This window comes from Saccharopolyspora soli, assembly GCF_022678645.1.
GTDB classification, from domain to species: Bacteria; Actinomycetota; Actinomycetes; order Mycobacteriales; family Pseudonocardiaceae; genus Saccharopolyspora; species Saccharopolyspora soli.
The window spans coordinates 1-16,234 of record NZ_JALBWV010000113.1 but is presented as its reverse complement, the minus strand read 5'-3'; the positions used below and the strand labels follow the sequence as shown (position 1 = coordinate 16,234).

Below are 16,234 nucleotides of genomic sequence, written 5' to 3'. Positions count from 1 at the left end.
CGCGGGAGGAGCTGGAGGAAGCCGCGCACGCCGTCGCTGCCGAGGCGCTCGAAGAACTGGGCCCGCCCAGGTAATGTGCGTCGCCGCCGGGGATGCTGAACTGTTCCTGCCAGGTACGGATCTCTTCGGCAGCGCGAGTTCGGCACCGTCGAGGCCGTGACCGATGACGCCGGTCTCCATCAGCTTGCTTTCTCCCTCGCCCCCGACGTTGCGTTGCATCAAGTACGCCATCGCTCCGTTACAGTGGCCGGCTGTGCTCTTCGGCGGTACTGCCGAAAACGGCGTCTTTCGCTGCTCGGGCAAGCAAGGCTTGGCGCCTAACAGGCAGTCCCATCCGGTTCCAGTGGAAGATCACGTGGAGGGCGGTGATTGCGCGTATCCCTTGGGTGAGCGCACCTTTCTCGCGCAGCGTCCGGAGTTCTCGTCCAGCGTCTTCGAACGCTGCGAGCCAGTCGTGGTCGAGGGTGTCGGTTCGGGGTGTGCCGTGGAGGACGTGGCGGATGTCGTGGGTGAAGGAATTCCACACGTCCTCCTGGACCGGCGGGGTGGCGATGCCGGTGCGGTGTTCGGCGACGCGGGCCCATACGTCGCCTTGCTCGTTGATGTCGAGTCCCGCGGCTTTCATTAATGTGGTGCAGAGGATGAGGGAGCGTTCCCGCCGGTCAGCGGCATCTTTGAGGAGAAATGGCAGTAGGTGGCGGCTGTCGTGGTGGAACAGCTGGTGGGCGAGGTCCATGCTGGCGGGGCCGCCGAAGGCATGGATCTCGGGCTCGTAGATGTCCCGTGTCCATGAGACTCCTTGGTTGAGCAGGGCGTGGACTGGGTCGCTGTCTGGGTTGCTGGACGGGTCGGCGAGTAGATAGCGCACGCGCCATGGGCCTTTGCGGATGAACCACCACGAGGAGATGAGTCCGTCGGCTTCGGCAGCGGGAAGGATGCCGGTCAGGTGTGCGGCGGCGCGGCGTTCCCGCTCGGCGGCGTCGGCGGCGGCATAGGCGATGTTGAGTTGCTTCCAGGGGGTTTCGTCCACAAGTGGGCCTTTCGGTTTAGTGGAGCAGTAGGCAGGCGTCCCACTCGGTCGTCGTGGTTCCCGCGGTGGTGAGGGCGGCGCCGGCCGATCCTGCGAGGAATCCGGGGGGCTCGTCGGTGGGGGCTGTGGCCTGCTGGTGTAGGTGCAGTGCTGGTGTGAGGTCGATGGGGACGCGGGCATCGGCGGCAACGCGGCGGGCGGTGGCGAGCAGACCGCCGGTGCCGTGGCACAGGCTCCTGTCGGTGAGCAGGTCCAGCTGGCCCGAGTTGGTGAGGCAACGGGTGAACACGCTCTCGGCGTGCGCTTGGCGGCCGGGGTCTCCCAGGGCGAGGCCAGCGAGTTGGAGGGCCCGGGCGATACCGGGGGTGCCGTAGCACCACGACGGCCGGAGCGGGCCTGACTGGCTGACGACCGTGCCGCGGTCGAGGTCGGCAAGGGTGACGATCTGCGGCCACCAGGAATCGCCGTGGTCGGTGTGCTGTTCCCAATCGTCGAGCCATTGCAAGATCCGGGTGATCGCGTCGATCTGTCCATCGACGGTGATGCCGTCGAGGCGAGTCAGTGCCAAGATCGCGAGTACGCCGGTGATCCCGTGGGCGAGACCGTGGTTGGAATGGCCACCAGGAGGCCCTTGTCTGAGGCGTTCAGGACCGTCCGGGCACCACCAGCCCGGCAGCCCGCCGATCGGTTCGGTGAGGCGAACCAGGCAGGCCAGGACGTCACGGAGAAGATCGTGGTTGCCGTTGCGGCGCAAAGTGACGGCGAGACCGGCCAGCCCGCCGATGAGGTCGTACTCGAAGAGCGCGGGACGGTCCCGCCGGTCGATCCGAGCGTGGGCCGCCTCCAGCTGTTGGCGGGTGACCGTAGCGGTGCCCGTGTCCACGGTCGCCGTGGCCTGGGCGAGGCCCGGGTGCTCGCCTACGCCGTGCAGGACGAAGGATAGGGCGGGGGCTCCGTGGTAGAGGCTGGCGGAGCGGGTGATGCTGACGCCGTCGGCCACCGCCTGTTGCAGGGTCGCCTGGGCCGTATCCCAGGTTCCCGTGCCGGTGCGGGCCTGCTCGATATGCAGCAAGGCGATGCCCGCGGCGCCGCCGCTGAGGGATTGCGCGGGTCTCATGCGCTGTCCCGGGCGCGCAGGGTGTGGGCGGTCTCGCGGGCCAGCCGCAGGCAGTAGCGTTCGGAGGCGGGATCCACGCCGATCATCCGGGCGTGGTGTAGGTGCAGGAGATCAGCCAGGAGTAGGTCCGGGTCGAGGCCGTCCCGGTCGGCGTGGGCCCGGTAGTCGGCCAAAGCGTGCTGGAGCCGATCGTCATCGATGTCGCGGAGTGCCCGCAGTACTTGCTTTCGGCGGGCACCGATCGGCCGCTGATCCGCTGGAGTCTGGCCTCGGTGATCAACGTGCTCGATGAGCCATGCCGGGCCGCTGGCGGTGAAGCCGGTCGCGATGCGGATCATGCCGGCCGCTGTCGTGATCTCCCGGTCCCCGGATAGGCGCCGCACGACCAGGTGGGAGTCGGCGGCGAACACGTTCTCGGCGGCGGCCAGAGTCGCACCGGTGCCGAATCGGGCCTCGGGCCGGTAGGTGGTGAGGGTGTAGTCGTGCAGCAGCCCGTCGGCGGCCAGGGACTCGGCCCAATACCCCAGCCGCTCGGCGGTGGGCCCGAACCGGTCGGGTTCGCGCAGCGGGATCCGTAACCGCAGGTGGGGTTCGGGTTCGTGGTAGCGGATGAACCACCAGCCCTCCCCGACCAGATCATCGAGCTGCACGGCCTGGGCGAGGATGTCATCGCAGCGGCCATACAGCCGTGCGTACAGCCACGGCGACGAGCCCGGCCGGTGTTCGACAGTGTCGGCGGCCCGGGTCGGCCGCACACGCTCTGAGGATGGGCGCTGTGTTTTGGCGAGGGTGAGGCAGACTTCGTGGGCGCGGCCGCCGATCCAGCCTGCCTCACCACCGGTTTCGGTCAGGATCGCCTTCGGTTGGCGGTGGAGGTGGTTGCGTAGCAGCGCCTGGTGGGCGGGTTCGTCCAGATCGAGCCGGATCCGCCTGTCGCCCTTGCCGAGAAACACCGCCGAAGGGAGCTGGTAGGACTCGCGCAGCCGCTCCCACGCTTCCCGCCAGGTCGTGAATCTCGCTGTGGGGTTGGGGAGCTGTGTGGCGGTGATCGTCCACTGTGCGGGGTGCAGGATCGATCGGCCGTATCGGATGCGTGGGAGGAACGGCAGATCACGGGCCACTAGTCCCCAGCTGAATGGGCTGCAGGGCGCGCAGAAGGCCGTCGGGATTTCGGTGAGGAACCGCGCCAGGGGCTGCTGCCCGTCGGGGAGATCGACGGCGTTGAGCAGCATCGGTTCAACCACGCGACCATCGCAGCGCGAGACGAGCCATAGCCGCCGGGCGTCGCCGGTGACCGCCAGGTCGGCCACATCGATGTCCGTGCCTGGCTGGTATTCCCCCAAGGCCAGCACCGGCAGAACAGCGGGCACCCTGGCTACCGGGTCCATCATGCCCGCCAGCGGCGGTGTGGAGATCTGCACCGGGATGGCCTCGGGCATCGCGGTCGGCAGGGTTTGGTAGGCGCGCTGGAACCGCTGCTGTTCGCCTGCGGTGAGCAGGTGCAGGAAACGTCCGGTGGTCACCCCGGCATGCCGGGCTCCGCTGACGACCGACAGTTCAAATGCCCCGCGCTGCAGGGCGTCGAGACTCGGTGCGGCGAGGCTGAACCGGAGTTCGGTGTGGGGCACCGGTTCCCGCTGTCCGGCCGTCAGGCCAGTGATGAGCTCGTCGTCGAGAACGACCTCGTGGCGGCCATCGAGAGCGGTCTGCTGGGCGATCGTGGCCAGCAGCGTGTCTCGGGAGGACACCACGGACGGTTCGCGGCGATGCGAGCCGCGGTATCCGGCAGGCAATCCCAGCCCGGATCCACCGATCAGCTCGCGTACCCCCACCGCCGCGCTCGGCCCGTAGCGGTCGAGGAACGCCTGATGGTAGGACCGCCACCACCCCGGCACCGGCGGCGCGACTAACGTGAGAATCTCTGCCGCTCGCTCGGCCTCCCGCAGCACCGAATTCGGCAGGGTCACCGAGCAGTCCAGCCGTACATCGGCGACACCCGGCCCGGACAGATCAGCAAGGTCATCGTCGTAGCGGGCGAGATGTGTCCGCGGATCGGTCACGGTCATCGGCGGGCGAACCGCCGACAGCAGCACCCGGCGTTCCACCAGTTCGGCCAGCATGCCCTCGATCAGCGTGGCCTCGACCGTCGGTGCTTCGGCGGCGAGCTTGGCCACCAGGTCACTGAACACGATGGGCTGCCGCGCCTGCTCGATCGCCAGGCTTACCGGCCGGGTCAGTTCGACCTCGACATCCGCCAGACGACCGCCCTTCCCGGTCCCCACGCCGGGGACGATCCACGCGCCGGCGCGGGCGAACCCCAGGCTGTTGGTCATGACCTGGATGTCCCGCAGGGTTTCCAGGCGCTGCTCGATACGGCGGGTCTGCCGGTCCACACACTCACCGTCCGGCCGGAACACCGGCTGATGCCGCTCGCCGACCCGCGCCACCGCGTGACCACCGACCTCGGCCGGTGCGACACCCGCGAACAAGCCGAACGGCGTGGCCCGACCTGCCCAGCGCAGCAGATACCGCGCCAGCGTCTCCACCAGTCGCCGCACTCGTCCCGCGTCGTCACCGGCCGGCGGGGGCGTCGCGATCTGCTTCTCAACCTGGGCCGCCAGCTCTGGTGACGCCAATGTCACCGCATCCGTGAATCCGCTGATCCCCCAGACCCGCCGCAGCCACTCCCGCCAGCCGACCACGTCGCTGCCGGTCAGGTCCGGCCAGCACGGAATTTCCGCGTTCTCGGGCATCGTCGTGGCCCTGATGAGCGCCGAGTCCATCGCCTCATAGGTGCGCATCCTGGTCCTCCGCCGTTCACAACGGGGTGTGGCCCTGCCTCGCGACGTGGGAGGCAAGGCCACACCAGAACCGAGTCGTCAGGCCCGCGTCGTGCAGGCGTTGCTGCCGGTGTTGCCGCTACCGCAGTTGTCCGAGGTGCAGTCCTCGGACGACATCGCGGGGGCATCACCGGACTCGACGAGGCTCACATTGAGCTGAAACTCCGAAGCATCCATCACAACGTCCTTTCCGAAAGGAATTCCGTGTTCAGGTTTCGTTGAGAGAAGGCCCTTTCAGGAGGTGAAGGGCTACTTTGTGGGGTCAGTGAAGATGATTCGGCTGTGTTTCTTGTTCACCACCCGCCCTTCCGGGAGATCGGCATCGGGCGTGTCGCCCGGGACAACATGAAGGACAGGAGCCGGTCGGCTGGCCTGATCCCACGCTCGGATCTCTTCGGCCATGGCCTCGGCGGCCCAGGCCGCCTCGGGCCCGTGGGCGTAGGCGACGTACTCGTACTCGGCTTCAGCGACCTGGCGGAGCCTGCCCTGGTAGGCCAGAGTCGCGCCGCGCGTCAACGCGGGGGTCCCGTACTGCCACGATGGAACGACCAGACCGCTGTCGATCGCGCTTTGCTGCGCGATCAGCGCGGCGAACCCTGGCAGGTGGGAGGCCAGCCACAGGTCAAGATCGGGCGATTGCCGCCCCGAGGAGACGATCACACCCGACGGTGCCTCGTGGCGTTCCTGGGAGAACACGCCCTCCAGGCCCTCATCGACATGCTGGTCGGGCTCGGTGAGCCACAGATTGACACCGTCGCCCAGGACAACCGAGCGGCCTTTGTGGGCACCAGCGCCCCGCATGGGCACGAACCCGGCCATAAGGTTAGAGCGGCTGATCAGTCGGTCCCCGGATCGCTTCAGCGCCCAGGACCGGGTCAGCCCCAAGGTACGTAGAGGGACAACGAGCGTTCCATCGTCGGTCAGCTGGCTTACCCAAGCCGGAGGCACGTCCCACGCGCCGACCGTCACGATGATCAAGTCATAACGGCGGCCGGGCTCGATTGCGAACTCGGCGTCGGCACACACGACCTTGACGTCGGTGTAGCCCGCCGCATCCAGGCACGCGCGTGCCCGGTCGGTGACATCCTCGTCGATGTCGACGGTCGTCACCGACCCGTTCGGACCGGCGATCTCTCGCAACAGTGCCGCGTTGTATCCCCCACTACCGATTTCGAGGATGTGCTGACCATGCGCCTGGTTCAGCATGTCGGCGATGGCGTTAGGCGCCGACACCGAGCTGAGGTTCATGTTGTTCTCACGCTTGGTGATCACCGCGGTGTCGGCGTAGGCCTCCTCGACGGAGACCCCCGGAACAAACAATTCGCGAGGCACCTTCCGCAGCGCCCGTTCCACGTCGGCACGCAACGGAAGGCCCCGCCACTGGTGCTCCTCGACGATCTTGTCGACCATGGCATGACGGAGCTCTTCCGCCGAGGTAGTGGTGTCGACGTTCATGAAATCGTGCCTCCTGGCTAGCTTCTACAGACCGTCATCTGCTCGAACCGGCGATCTCTGGTGTTTCTGTGGGTAACGCCGTTGACGTCGACCGTGAGCCCCCAGAACCGCCGTCACCGGTCGCCCATGATGCCCGCACGGAGAGTAACTGGATGGTGGTCGCTTCGCGGTGCTGGGCGGCACGGTAAAGCCGGTCGAACATGTCGAAGCCGCCGGGGTCGTCACTGGCTTCTCACTTCAGTTTCCATCGCCGTGGCGGGCCGGTACTCGGCCCAAGTCGTGGCGGTTCCGACCCGGACCGCCATGAGGACGGCGCCCTCGGGCAGCGGGATGTGCGCGCTGCACCACTCGAACAGCACCTTGGCGAGGTTCGCGTTGGTCGGCTCGATGTCGAGGACCTCGTTGAGCAGCTGGTGGTCGTAGCACTGGTCCAGGTGCCGCTTGAATGGGGTGAGTTCGTCGTCGACGACGAATCCGGGCTCGGTTAGCTCGGGTGCTTCCAGCAGCACCTCGACGGTGTAGGAGTGGCCATGGACTTGGCCGTATTTATGCCCGTCACGGAGGCCTGACAGCCAGAGCCCGGCTTCGAATGTGAAACGCTGGCCGCTCTGGTAGACGCCGCTCATGCCGGCCTCCTCACGGTGGGCCGCACGAGCTGAAGGAACTCCGAGCGTGGGGTGTGCTCGTCGCACAGCAGCCCGGCCAGCTGATTGAGCCGGTTCAGCAGCGGGAAGCCGGACTCTTTGACGCTGGCGTGCTCCAGCTCGGGATTTTCCACTTCGGACAGTGTTGCTGTCATGCGACATCACTTCCCTCGGATTGGATTGGTTGGTGTTCCTCTCCGAAAGTCAGCTGCATCTGGCTTCGAAGAGCGGACAGCACGTCGCGCACCGCCTGGGGGCGTTCGCTGCGGGTGGGGTTATAACGAGAACGGAAGAAGGTGTTGACCATTCGCTGCCGACGTTCGGCGTCCGAGCCGCCGCCACCATTGGCGGTTCCGGGACTGGCGTCCGTGCCGAACCATCCGTTCTCGGGTGCGGCGAAGATGTCTCCGGTTAACCGCAGCTGGGTGCCGGGGATGGGCTTGTCCGGGTCGTGCTCCGTGCCGTCGGTCATGGCGTCCACAACCTCCCTGCGCCGTGGGTCACGGCGAGCCGATCGGCCGGGCATGCGGAGATCGGCACGCCGCCCTCGGGTGGCGAGGAAAGCTCCAACACTGCGGCCGTGACCTCGATGACGGTTCCGGTGACGCGCCACCGCACGACCGCGTCGCCGAGATCCTCGGGTCGTCGTAGGTCCTGGTTGCTGGTGCGGTAAGCCGAGGCTTCGTCCTCGCCGAGCACCGTGACGACGTCCACGACCCCCGACGACCACCAGCGCGCATAGACCAAAGCGACCGGGGAGAGGCGGTCCTCATCCGGAATCGGCGCTCCGACAAAGCCGCTACGCCCGAGCCGCTGAAGCTCTGCGGTCGATTCGTCCATTTCCGACTCCCCGCGCCGGTTGGTGGGCAGCGACCCCGGCACTGGTCGGGGGTCAGCGCCGGAGCCGCTGCCGATCTCGGAAGCCGGGGACGCGGCGCTCTCGCCGCGGGGGTCCGGCGTAGTGCCGTCCCCGGTTATGACAGGGTTTGTTACCTCAACAACAGTGAACCCTGTAAGAGGGAATACAACTATGTTGGATTCACATCGTCAACCCATGTATGGGCGTCCATTCAGGTGATCGGCTTGTAGGGCAGGCTGGTAACCACCCCTGACCCCACGTAGGAGAAGGTGAACGGCGTGGTCACGTCATCGAGTCGTGCGGTGCTCAAGCGCTGGATCGCGCTGGAGTTGAAGCGGCTACGCAAGGAGTCCGGGTTCAAGCAGAAGGACGCCGCTGCGCGCATCGGCCGGTCGCCGCAGCACGTCGGCTACCTGGAAAGCGCGCGGAACCTGCCGTCAGCTGGCGACCTGGAAATCTTGCTTGGGCTGTACGGGATGCAGGACCGGACCGACTTCATGCGCGAGCTGTTGACGGCAGCCAAGAAGGGCAAGAACTGGTGGGCGAGCCTGAGCAGCGCGGTTCCCCCGTGGTTTGACCTGTTCCTTGGGCTCGAAGCCGGCGCGGCCGAGCTGTCTTCGTTCGACGCCCTGCTCGTGAGGGGACTGCTCCAGACCCGCGCCTATGCCGAGGCCGTGATCCGCGCGGACACTGACTTGACCGATGAGGAGGTCCAGCAGCGCGTCGAGCTGCGCATGGGCCGACAGCGGATTCTCGACCGCGAGGACGATCCGGTGCGGCTGTGGACCGTGCTGGACGAAGCGGTGCTCTACCGGAAGCGAGGAGACTCGGAAGTAATGCGCGAGCAACTCGCGCACCTGTTGGAGATGTCCGAACGTCCGCGCATCGACATTCAGGTGCTCCCGCTCGACGCGGGCGCACACACTGCACAGCAGGGCGGCACCTTCACCGTGATGAAGTTCCCGCCCGACATGAAGGGCGACCCAGGCGTGGCCTACCTAGAGCTGGTCAATACCGGCCTCTACCTCGAAGAACCCGAGGAGGTCGCCCTGTACGAACGCACGCTGCGCCACGTACACGCCTTGGCCGCCAACCCCGAAAAGTCACGGGGGATCATTAGGAGCGCCATGAAGGAGGTGTGAGAAGTGAACAACCACGTGTACGACGCGCTGGAGTCTGAGCGGGTCGTCTTCCGCAAGTCGAGCTACAGCGGCGAGAACGGCCAGTGCGTCGAGGTCGGCCAGGCCGCCGATGGCGGCCGGTGGCTGAGGGACAGCAAGAACCCTGCCGGGCCGACCGTGCGCGTCGCCGAAGGCGAATGGGACGCCTTCATCCGAGGCGTCAAGGATGGCCAGTTCGACTGACCACAAGCACACCGAGTGCAAGGTGAACGAAGCCCTCCCGACCAACCCAGGTGGCCGGGAGGGCTTCGTTGTGCGAGCACCGGCCGGGCTCACCAAGGATGATGCCGCACTCGATCACATGGTGTACTCGGACACGCCCCGGAGCCGCTAACCCGGCTCCGGGGTCCACCCCAGCGCCGATATCGCCCTTCTGCTCGGCATCGTCTTCGATCGCCACGCCCTGCCCGCACTCCCAGATCACCAACCCCACCGACGTGAACCGGCTCGGCTCCTTCGTTCGAGGCGCCAGCTCGCTACTCCTCGGCCTGCTCGCCGATCACATCGCGCTGATCATCCTGCTCAAGCTCGATTATCCACAAAGGACCCATCATCCTCATGGCGAGATCACCTCAACGGGCCTGGTCACCGGTTGGGTTTGGCGGAAACTGGAAGTCACTGCGGACTATCCGGTCGCCGTTTTCGCTTGGTCACGGTGGTGCCCTCGGAGTGCCCGGCGCAGTGTTTCTGGTGGCGCGTTCGGCTCGCCCGACGCGGTGGCGTGCACTACCCCGTTTGCCCCGGACATCGTCGAAACCGGCGAGGCGGTGACGGTGATCGCGGTCGGTCGGCGCCTGCGGTTCGCCCCCGCTGCGGCCCAGTGCGTGCGGCTGCTGCTGTCCGGCTACTCTCTCGATCTCGTCGACGGCGCTGCCACCAACGGCGTGGATGCGCAGAAGCTCGGCGCCGTACTGCTGGAGGTGGGACTGTGCACGCAAGTCACCCCCGCTTTGTGCTTGGCCTGCACCGCACTCGACTATCCCCCGAGCTGCTGCAGGCGGCGCTCGCCTCGGAGTGACCACAGTGGACACCGTGCCCGCGCTACCTGACCAGCCCCAGACCACCAGGAGGCAACCTGTGAATCTCGACGGCCCGAACGCCTACGGCGGCGAATCGCAGGAAGCGAACGCCCTGCACGCCGTGATCAACGGCGACGGAGAACGCGCACGGAACATCGTCGACGGCATGTCGATCGACGGCATGCACAAGCTCATGCATGCCGCCGAAAAGCTGGCCACGATCGCCCGCATCTCGTGGCGCGACGCCCGCCACCGGGAAGGCGAGCAGGAATGACCGCCGGACGCGATGACGTCAGTAGCCCGATGACCAGCGGCAGAACATCAGCACGACAGCACACCATGACCCGCGCATCCGCCGTGATCGTCACCGCCGCGACCGCGCTGGCCTTCGTCGTGATCCCGAAGCAGTGGGTGGTGGAGTCCAGCGACGCAGTAGAGGAGGGGAGGCCCTGCCCGAAAGGCGTGCAACGCTCCAACAGCGACGACGCACTGTAGACCCGATGACCAGCAGTAATCCATCAGCACACCAGCACATCCGGGAGAGAAAGCCCCTATGTTCGACAATACCGACCGCGACCCGGAAGACGTCGCGCGCTCTGGGACTGAACGAGTCGTACACGAGTTGTTGCGTGCCCGGCACGGTGCTAACGCCATCGTTGAGCGGCCGATCGACGATGGGCTGACGTTGACCTACCCGGTTCCCGCCGACTACACCGAGGGCATCGCCGCCGCCCGTCGAGTGGCCGCGGAAGCCCACCGGCTGCTCAACGAGTACGCTCGCAAGGCCCGCGGCCAAGGCCACTCGTGGCGCGAGCTCGCCGCCGCGCTCGACGTCAGCGGGGAATACGACCCAGCCGCCGCAGCCTTCGAGCTGATCGCCGGCGAACCGCTGAGGACGTTCGACGAACAGACCACCTCATGGCGCTGCGACTCGTGTGGCCAGTACGTCACCGACCGCGGCCCCTACACCGGCCACCCGGTGGACTGCGAACGCGGGCACGCCGAGGACTGCGCCCGGCATCAGCGCGAGATCACCGCCTACGAGGCCCAGCTCGACTAAACCCGACCAGCATCGAAAACAAGGGCCAAACCATGCAGGAGCACGAGCTCCCCACCTGGGACGGCATCGTCCGCAACACCCTGAAGTCCCTAGACCAGGCCCGCGGCGGCCTGTCGGACGCCTGGGACTGGCTCAACTCCGACTGGCGGCCGCTCGGCGCACCGCTGACCGACACCGCCGCCGAGGCGCGCGGCCGCGCCCGGCGGGCCATCAGCCAGGCCAAGAACCTCATCGACGAAGCCAAGGGCGCGATACACGACGCCCAGCACGGAACGGGCCGCCCGGCGAGCTGACCAGCCATGGCCCACCAGCACGACAGCACACCCGAGCAGAATCCGACCCCCATGACCACCGACACCCAGGACCTGACCACCGCCGATCTGGCGGCCGCGCTGCGAGCCCAGGCCGCCGGCTACCTCACCAACGAGGCCGCCGCTGAACTCCTCATCGAGCAAGGGCGGTGGTTGGCTCGCCGCGACTTCCGCGCGTTCATCGACTACGCCGACGGCCCGGACGTCACCGGCGGGGACCAGCCGCTGGCCCGCGTCCGCTGGGCCGAGGCCGTGGCCGCGCTCAACGCCGGGGAGCTGTCGCGGGCCTCCGGCGCCGCGGAGCGCACCCTGCGGATCGCCGCCAGCCTCGGCGGGGGAGTACCGGCAGACCTGCGGGAGGCCCTGCCGGGCCTCGGCCGCGCGCACGCCGGCTACGTCGTCCGCGCCATCACCCACGCCACTGGCGGCTGAAGCACGCCAGCGGGCCCGCTTGTTCGCCGCGGCCTATACGGAATTGATTTATCGTGCGTGATAAACGTGGCGCATCGACGCCAGGGCGGACTACGGCCCGTTCGCCACCGCCGCTCGCGGCCGAATCGATCTGAGCAAAGTGCGGCGACACTGGGAGGACATCCTGCGGGTCACCGCCTCGATCCACACCGGCGCGGTCCGGGCGCACGATGTGATCCGGATGCTTTCCCGCGACGCCCACCCCGCTCGGGGAGGCGATCGCGCACTACGGGCGGATTCACAAGACCCTGCACGTGCTGCGTCTGGTCGACGACACCGGCTATCGCCGCGACATCAAAGCCCAGGCCAACCTCCAGGAAGGTCGCCACGCCCTGGCTCGGCGGATCTTCCACGGCCAGCGCGGCGAGCTGCGCCAGCGCTACTACGAGGGCATGGAAGACCAGCTCGGCGCCCTCGGCCTGGTTCTCAACGCGATCGTGCTGTTCAACAGCCGTTATCTGGACGCCGCGGTCGCCGAGCTGCGCGCCGGTGGCTACGAGGTCCGCGACGAAGACGCCGCCCGCCTCTCTCCCTTTGTGCGCCACCACATCAATGTCCTGGGCCGCTATTCGTTCCTGGCCCCGGAACTGGCCGGCGGTCTGCGACCGCTGCGTGACCCGTCCGAGCCGGACGAGGAGGAGATCGCCTAGAACCGGTCGCGACGCTGCCCGCGCCAGTAGGCGCGGGCACTCGCGTTCCACCAAGAGGCTGAATCTGCACGAAAAGCTACACATTTTTATTGTGTACGAATACGCTCACATTTATGAGCGGAGATGACCTGGAGCCGGTAGAGCGCCTGGCGCGATTCACCCTTGCGCACAAGCACGGCGAACGCGTGACCACTTACGACGCGATCAGCAGCCTGGACGTCGTGCTGTACATGGGCAGCCCGGCTGCGGACGAGCTCGACCGTGCCTCTCAGCGCAGCTTGGGCCTACCCGGCAGTGACGATGTGACCAGCGCGGACGCGCTGGCTGGGCTGGCGCTGATCCGCGACGAACGCGAGCGCTTCGACCGCCGCGAGCGGAAGTTCATCGAGGCCTACATGGATCGTGGCGGAACTTGGCCGGCCGGGGCCGAGGCGCTCGGCTACCCCAGCGGCGGCGCACTGCGGTCCCGCTACCGCCGCATCGGCGGGACCCGTACGTGGTCAGCAGGGCGGCCGCCGCGCAACGAGGTCGGGGCGGACATCCCCGTGGACGAAACAGCCGAGCGGGACTGGTTGGTGCGGGCCCGGGTGCGGCTGCGCCGGGACGTGCGCACCGGCGGGGCCGGCACACCCCGCGCCGGGGCAGCGGGCGAGGAGCTGACGATGATGATGCGCGGCCAAGCCGGGGATCCACTCACGCTCGACTGCTGGTCCACCGACGAGCCCGCCATCCAGGCCTTGCTGGTCAACGCCGAGGATGTCGAGGTCCTGGAAGTACTGGAAGAGATCTCCCCCTGGAACGGTCGGAGCCTGATGCCAGGGCCTACCGCTGCTTCCCCGCGTACCGGAGATGGGGCATGACGCACGACGAGAATTCCGGCCAGGACGCCGACCCGGTCGAGAACGCGTTCGCAAGGTGGGCGGCCAAGGAACAGGAGGAGATCGCCCACGAGCAGGCCGACGAGCTCGCGCATCGCCGTGCGTTCAACGCTCTGATGGCTCGCTACCAGCAGCTCACCCCGGAAAAGCGAGCCCGCATGGAAACCGAGATCACCGTCTTCGACGACGCCGAGGCCTCGTTGAAAGAAGGCCGCGCCGCCTACACGCGCGGCGATCTGGCGCTGGCCGAGGCGCGGATGCGCGTGGCAGCCGGGCACGGCCTCGCCGACAGCACCGTGTATCTCGCCGCGATCTACCACCACCAAGGCAAACCCGAGCTGGCCGAAGCCTGGCGGGTCATCGCCGAAGCCGACGGCCTGCACATTGACGACATCGCAAACCCACCCACCGACTGATCAGCAGCTTCAGCTGAGGGTCAGGTCTTCGGCCAGGCGGCGGGCTTCGGTGAAGCGTCCCTGGTCGGCGAGGGTGAGCAAGATCCTGCACTGAGCGGTTTCCGGGCAGTCGGTGAGGTGATCGACGGAGTAGAAGGCGCTCAGGCGGGAGGAGGCCGAATCACCATCCCAGGCGTTCACCGCGCGACGGCAGATCGCGGTCGGGTTGATCTCGATCCAGCTTTCCAGCTCCTGTCCCTCGTGGGTGTCCATCCACGGCTTGTACCCCGCCGTTGCCGCAGGTGTTGCCTGCGGCGTGGAGGCCGCACGTGCCGTCGTCTCGATTGCCTTCAGCGGCCAGCCATCGGCGTGGGCACGCACGTCCGTGGCGCGAGCGCGTAGGTCGGCGGCCTCGGTGGGGTCGTCGACCCGGTGGGCCTGGCGCTCCAGGAAGCCGGCGAAATCGTGCTGCTGGGCGCGGTACCAGCCGATCTGGTCGCGGTGCAGATCGCCCAGCGGCCGGGTGCCGATCTGGGTCGGGTATTTCTTGGCCAGCCGCCACGCCAGCCGGGCGCAGGCCAGGGCGTCCCCGGCCGAGTCGTGCGCCTCGTCCAGCCGGACCCGATAGTGCGTGCACAGATCGCCGAGGGTGCGTTTTCCCTTGCGGTAGCGATCCAGGTGCTTGTCGATGCACCGGGGATCCACCACTGGCCCGGACACCTTCAGATCGCGCTGGTGATGGCGACGCAGCTCGACGTTGAGTAATGACAGATCGAACGGAGCGTTCATCACGCACAGCGGCGTCGACTCCCGCCACACCGCCGCCAGCACCTCGGCCACCTCAGCGACCACGGCTGCGGCGTCCTGGCCGTACTGCCGGGCATGGTCGGTGCTGACACCGTGGATCTCGGCGGCCTCGGCAGGGATCTCGATGCCGGGATCGGCCAGCCACGTGCGGATATCCGGATCCTGGCCGGGAACGATCGAGATCACGGTGGCCGTGACGATCCGGTCGGTCGCGGTATCGGTGCCGGTGGTCTCCAGGTCGCAGGCCAGCAGCGGCCCGTCAGCCCATGACACTGCGAAGTTGTTCATGCGCGCACGGTATCGAGATCGACCGACACCATCAGGTGACATCACCGGCATGTCGGCATTCGGCGGCGCGATGGCCCCTTGTGCCTGTTCTCGTGCCAAGTGCCGGCGGGCAGTCCGTGCCGGACACGGGCGGGCAAGGTCGCCGCGAAGTACCACACCGCCCGGTTCATGCTCGTGCCCGGACTGCGCGACGAGCTCGCCGTCGCGGTGCCCGCCGACCGCGGTCCCGGCAAACCCTGGAGGCCCGGACATCTGGTCCCCGTGGCCGAACCGGACGACACCGGCGCCGACGGGCCGATCAGGATCGGCTACGCCCGTTGCAGCTCTGCCACGCAAGAGCTGCAGAGCCAGCTCGACTCGCTCGCCCGAGCCCAGTGCACCCGGGTGTTCTCGGAGAAGATCAGCACCCGGATCAAGATCCGGCCCGAGTTCGAAAAGGCCCTCGCTCTCGCCCACGAGATCAAGCAGGCCGCCCCGCGCCAGCAGGTCGTGCTCACCGTGCACGAGATGAAACGCCTCGCCCGCAACGCCGCCGAGCTGATGACCCTGTCGGCGACGCTGCAGGCCGGCGGGATCGGGCTGGAAATGCTCACCGGGCCGCTGACCGGGATCTACGACCCGCGCGGCGCGGGCTCGATCCTCTTCGCGGTCCTCGCGGTCGGCACCGAGCTCGACCGCAACTACATCCGGGAGAAAACCCTCGAAGGCCAGCAGGCCGCCGCCGCGAATGGCAACCACGGCGGCCGACCGAAAGTCATCGACGACGACTCGCTCACCTTCGCCCTCGCCCTGAAGGCCAAGGGCGTTCCCGTACCCGTGATCGCGAAGAAGCTCACCATCAAAACCGGCAAGAACGCGGGCGAATCCCCCTCGGTCGCCTCGCTGTACCGGGCACTCGCCGAAGCCGAAGAGGCCACATCGGACGGCGACCTGCCGACCCGCCCCAAACCCGCCCGCATCCGACGCCCCGGCGAACTGCTGACGCCCGAAGAAACCGACCTACGCCAGCGCCTCCAAAATCAGGTACTCCAGACCCCGGAAACCGAATAGCCAAGCGCCGTTCTTGTGCTGTGGATCACAAATAGCCTTCGAGGCGGTGCGCGTATAGCTCGTTGACCAGCAACTTGAAGGCTTAGCGCTAGTTTTCGTTCCGATGTTCCGAATGGCTTGTATTGCATCGGATGCGATCTCAGGCCGTTGTGCGAGTCGGTTCGCCTGCATGTCCAGAA

General features: G+C 67.5%; 21 protein-coding genes and 1 pseudogene. 12 read left to right on the top strand and 10 right to left on the bottom strand.

Features of this window, described 5'->3' with window-relative positions; genetic code table 11:
* Positions 1-238: 238 nt before the first annotated feature.
* The 9 genes from MOQ72_RS42340 to MOQ72_RS42300 form a co-directional block, all read right to left on the bottom strand.
* Positions 239-1,030: a thiopeptide-type bacteriocin biosynthesis protein gene (locus tag MOQ72_RS42340; RefSeq protein ID WP_242191654.1), complete on the bottom strand. Its 792-nt coding sequence runs from the start codon at positions 1,028-1,030 to the stop codon at positions 239-241.
* Between the two features lie 16 nt (positions 1,031-1,046).
* Complete coding sequence (locus tag MOQ72_RS42335; RefSeq protein ID WP_242191653.1) at positions 1,047-2,147, bottom strand: lanthionine synthetase C family protein; 1,101 nt, start codon at positions 2,145-2,147, stop codon at positions 1,047-1,049.
* Positions 2,144-4,948 carry a lantibiotic dehydratase gene (locus MOQ72_RS42330; protein ID WP_242191652.1) on the bottom strand — a complete coding sequence of 935 codons (2,805 nt, stop codon included), beginning with the start codon at positions 4,946-4,948 and terminating at the stop codon, positions 2,144-2,146. The genes MOQ72_RS42335 and MOQ72_RS42330 overlap by 4 nt, the downstream gene beginning before the upstream one ends.
* Positions 4,949-5,026: 78 nt before the next feature.
* A complete protein-coding gene (fxlA, locus tag MOQ72_RS42325) occupies positions 5,027-5,164 on the bottom strand; it encodes an FxLD family lanthipeptide (RefSeq protein WP_242191650.1) in 138 nt (45 codons plus the stop codon).
* A 72-nt stretch (positions 5,165-5,236) separates the two neighbouring features.
* On the bottom strand, positions 5,237-6,442 hold the full coding sequence (fxlM, locus tag MOQ72_RS42320) for a methyltransferase, FxLD system (protein ID WP_242191649.1): 1,206 nt from the start codon (positions 6,440-6,442) through the stop codon (positions 5,237-5,239).
* A 221-nt stretch (positions 6,443-6,663) separates the two neighbouring features.
* Positions 6,664-7,068, bottom strand: a complete 405-nt coding sequence (locus tag MOQ72_RS42315) for a 6-pyruvoyl trahydropterin synthase family protein (protein WP_242191648.1) — start codon at positions 7,066-7,068, stop codon at positions 6,664-6,666.
* Positions 7,065-7,241, bottom strand: a complete 177-nt coding sequence (locus MOQ72_RS42310; protein WP_242191646.1) for a hypothetical protein — start codon at positions 7,239-7,241, stop codon at positions 7,065-7,067. The genes MOQ72_RS42315 and MOQ72_RS42310 overlap by 4 nt, the downstream gene beginning before the upstream one ends.
* Positions 7,238-7,558, bottom strand: coding sequence for a hypothetical protein (locus tag MOQ72_RS42305; protein ID WP_242191644.1), 321 nt, complete (start codon positions 7,556-7,558; stop codon positions 7,238-7,240). Before MOQ72_RS42305 ends, MOQ72_RS42310 begins: the two co-directional genes overlap by 4 nt.
* Positions 7,555-7,926, bottom strand: coding sequence for a hypothetical protein (locus MOQ72_RS42300; protein ID WP_242191643.1), 372 nt, complete (start codon positions 7,924-7,926; stop codon positions 7,555-7,557). Before MOQ72_RS42300 ends, MOQ72_RS42305 begins: the two co-directional genes overlap by 4 nt.
* A 321-nt stretch (positions 7,927-8,247) precedes the next feature.
* On the opposite strand from MOQ72_RS42300, the gene MOQ72_RS42295 reads away from it, so the two are divergent.
* From MOQ72_RS42295 to MOQ72_RS42245, 11 genes and pseudogenes are all read left to right on the top strand, one after another.
* Positions 8,248-9,087: a helix-turn-helix domain-containing protein gene (locus tag MOQ72_RS42295; RefSeq protein ID WP_242191641.1), complete on the top strand. Its 840-nt coding sequence runs from the start codon at positions 8,248-8,250 to the stop codon at positions 9,085-9,087.
* 3 nt (positions 9,088-9,090) lie between these two features.
* On the top strand, positions 9,091-9,309 hold the full coding sequence (locus MOQ72_RS42290; protein ID WP_242191640.1) for a DUF397 domain-containing protein: 219 nt from the start codon (positions 9,091-9,093) through the stop codon (positions 9,307-9,309).
* A gap of 254 nt (positions 9,310-9,563) precedes the next feature.
* The gene (locus MOQ72_RS42285; RefSeq protein ID WP_242191638.1) at positions 9,564-10,175 is read left to right on the top strand and encodes a hypothetical protein; all 612 of its coding nucleotides are present in this window, start codon (positions 9,564-9,566) and stop codon (positions 10,173-10,175) included.
* Positions 10,176-10,203: 28 nt separating this feature from the next.
* Entirely contained in the window at positions 10,204-10,419 is a 216-nt protein-coding gene (locus MOQ72_RS42280) for a hypothetical protein (RefSeq protein ID WP_242191637.1), read from the top strand.
* A gap of 29 nt (positions 10,420-10,448) precedes the next feature.
* Positions 10,449-10,640, top strand: coding sequence for a hypothetical protein (locus tag MOQ72_RS42275; protein ID WP_242191636.1), 192 nt, complete (start codon positions 10,449-10,451; stop codon positions 10,638-10,640).
* Between the two features lie 58 nt (positions 10,641-10,698).
* Complete coding sequence (locus MOQ72_RS42270; protein ID WP_242191635.1) at positions 10,699-11,205, top strand: hypothetical protein; 507 nt, start codon at positions 10,699-10,701, stop codon at positions 11,203-11,205.
* A gap of 32 nt (positions 11,206-11,237) precedes the next feature.
* Positions 11,238-11,498, top strand: coding sequence for a hypothetical protein (locus MOQ72_RS42265; RefSeq protein WP_242191634.1), 261 nt, complete (start codon positions 11,238-11,240; stop codon positions 11,496-11,498).
* A gap of 51 nt (positions 11,499-11,549) precedes the next feature.
* On the top strand, positions 11,550-11,948 hold the full coding sequence (locus MOQ72_RS42260; protein ID WP_242191633.1) for a hypothetical protein: 399 nt from the start codon (positions 11,550-11,552) through the stop codon (positions 11,946-11,948).
* Positions 11,949-12,021: 73 nt separating this feature from the next.
* Positions 12,022-12,637, top strand: a pseudogene (locus MOQ72_RS42255) (Tn3 family transposase).
* Between the two features lie 113 nt (positions 12,638-12,750).
* Positions 12,751-13,497, top strand: coding sequence for a hypothetical protein (locus MOQ72_RS42250; RefSeq protein WP_242191631.1), 747 nt, complete (start codon positions 12,751-12,753; stop codon positions 13,495-13,497).
* Entirely contained in the window at positions 13,494-13,931 is a 438-nt protein-coding gene (locus MOQ72_RS42245) for a hypothetical protein (RefSeq protein ID WP_242191629.1), read from the top strand. The genes MOQ72_RS42250 and MOQ72_RS42245 overlap by 4 nt, the downstream gene beginning before the upstream one ends.
* Before the next feature lie 9 nt (positions 13,932-13,940).
* Here MOQ72_RS42245 and MOQ72_RS42240 read toward each other — a convergent pair whose 3' ends face one another.
* Positions 13,941-15,005 carry an exonuclease domain-containing protein gene (locus MOQ72_RS42240; RefSeq protein ID WP_242191628.1) on the bottom strand — a complete coding sequence of 355 codons (1,065 nt, stop codon included), beginning with the start codon at positions 15,003-15,005 and terminating at the stop codon, positions 13,941-13,943.
* A 99-nt stretch (positions 15,006-15,104) separates the two neighbouring features.
* Between MOQ72_RS42240 and MOQ72_RS42235 the strand changes: the two genes are divergently transcribed.
* Entirely contained in the window at positions 15,105-16,055 is a 951-nt protein-coding gene (locus tag MOQ72_RS42235) for a recombinase family protein (protein WP_242191627.1), read from the top strand.
* Positions 16,056-16,234 lie beyond the last annotated feature (179 nt).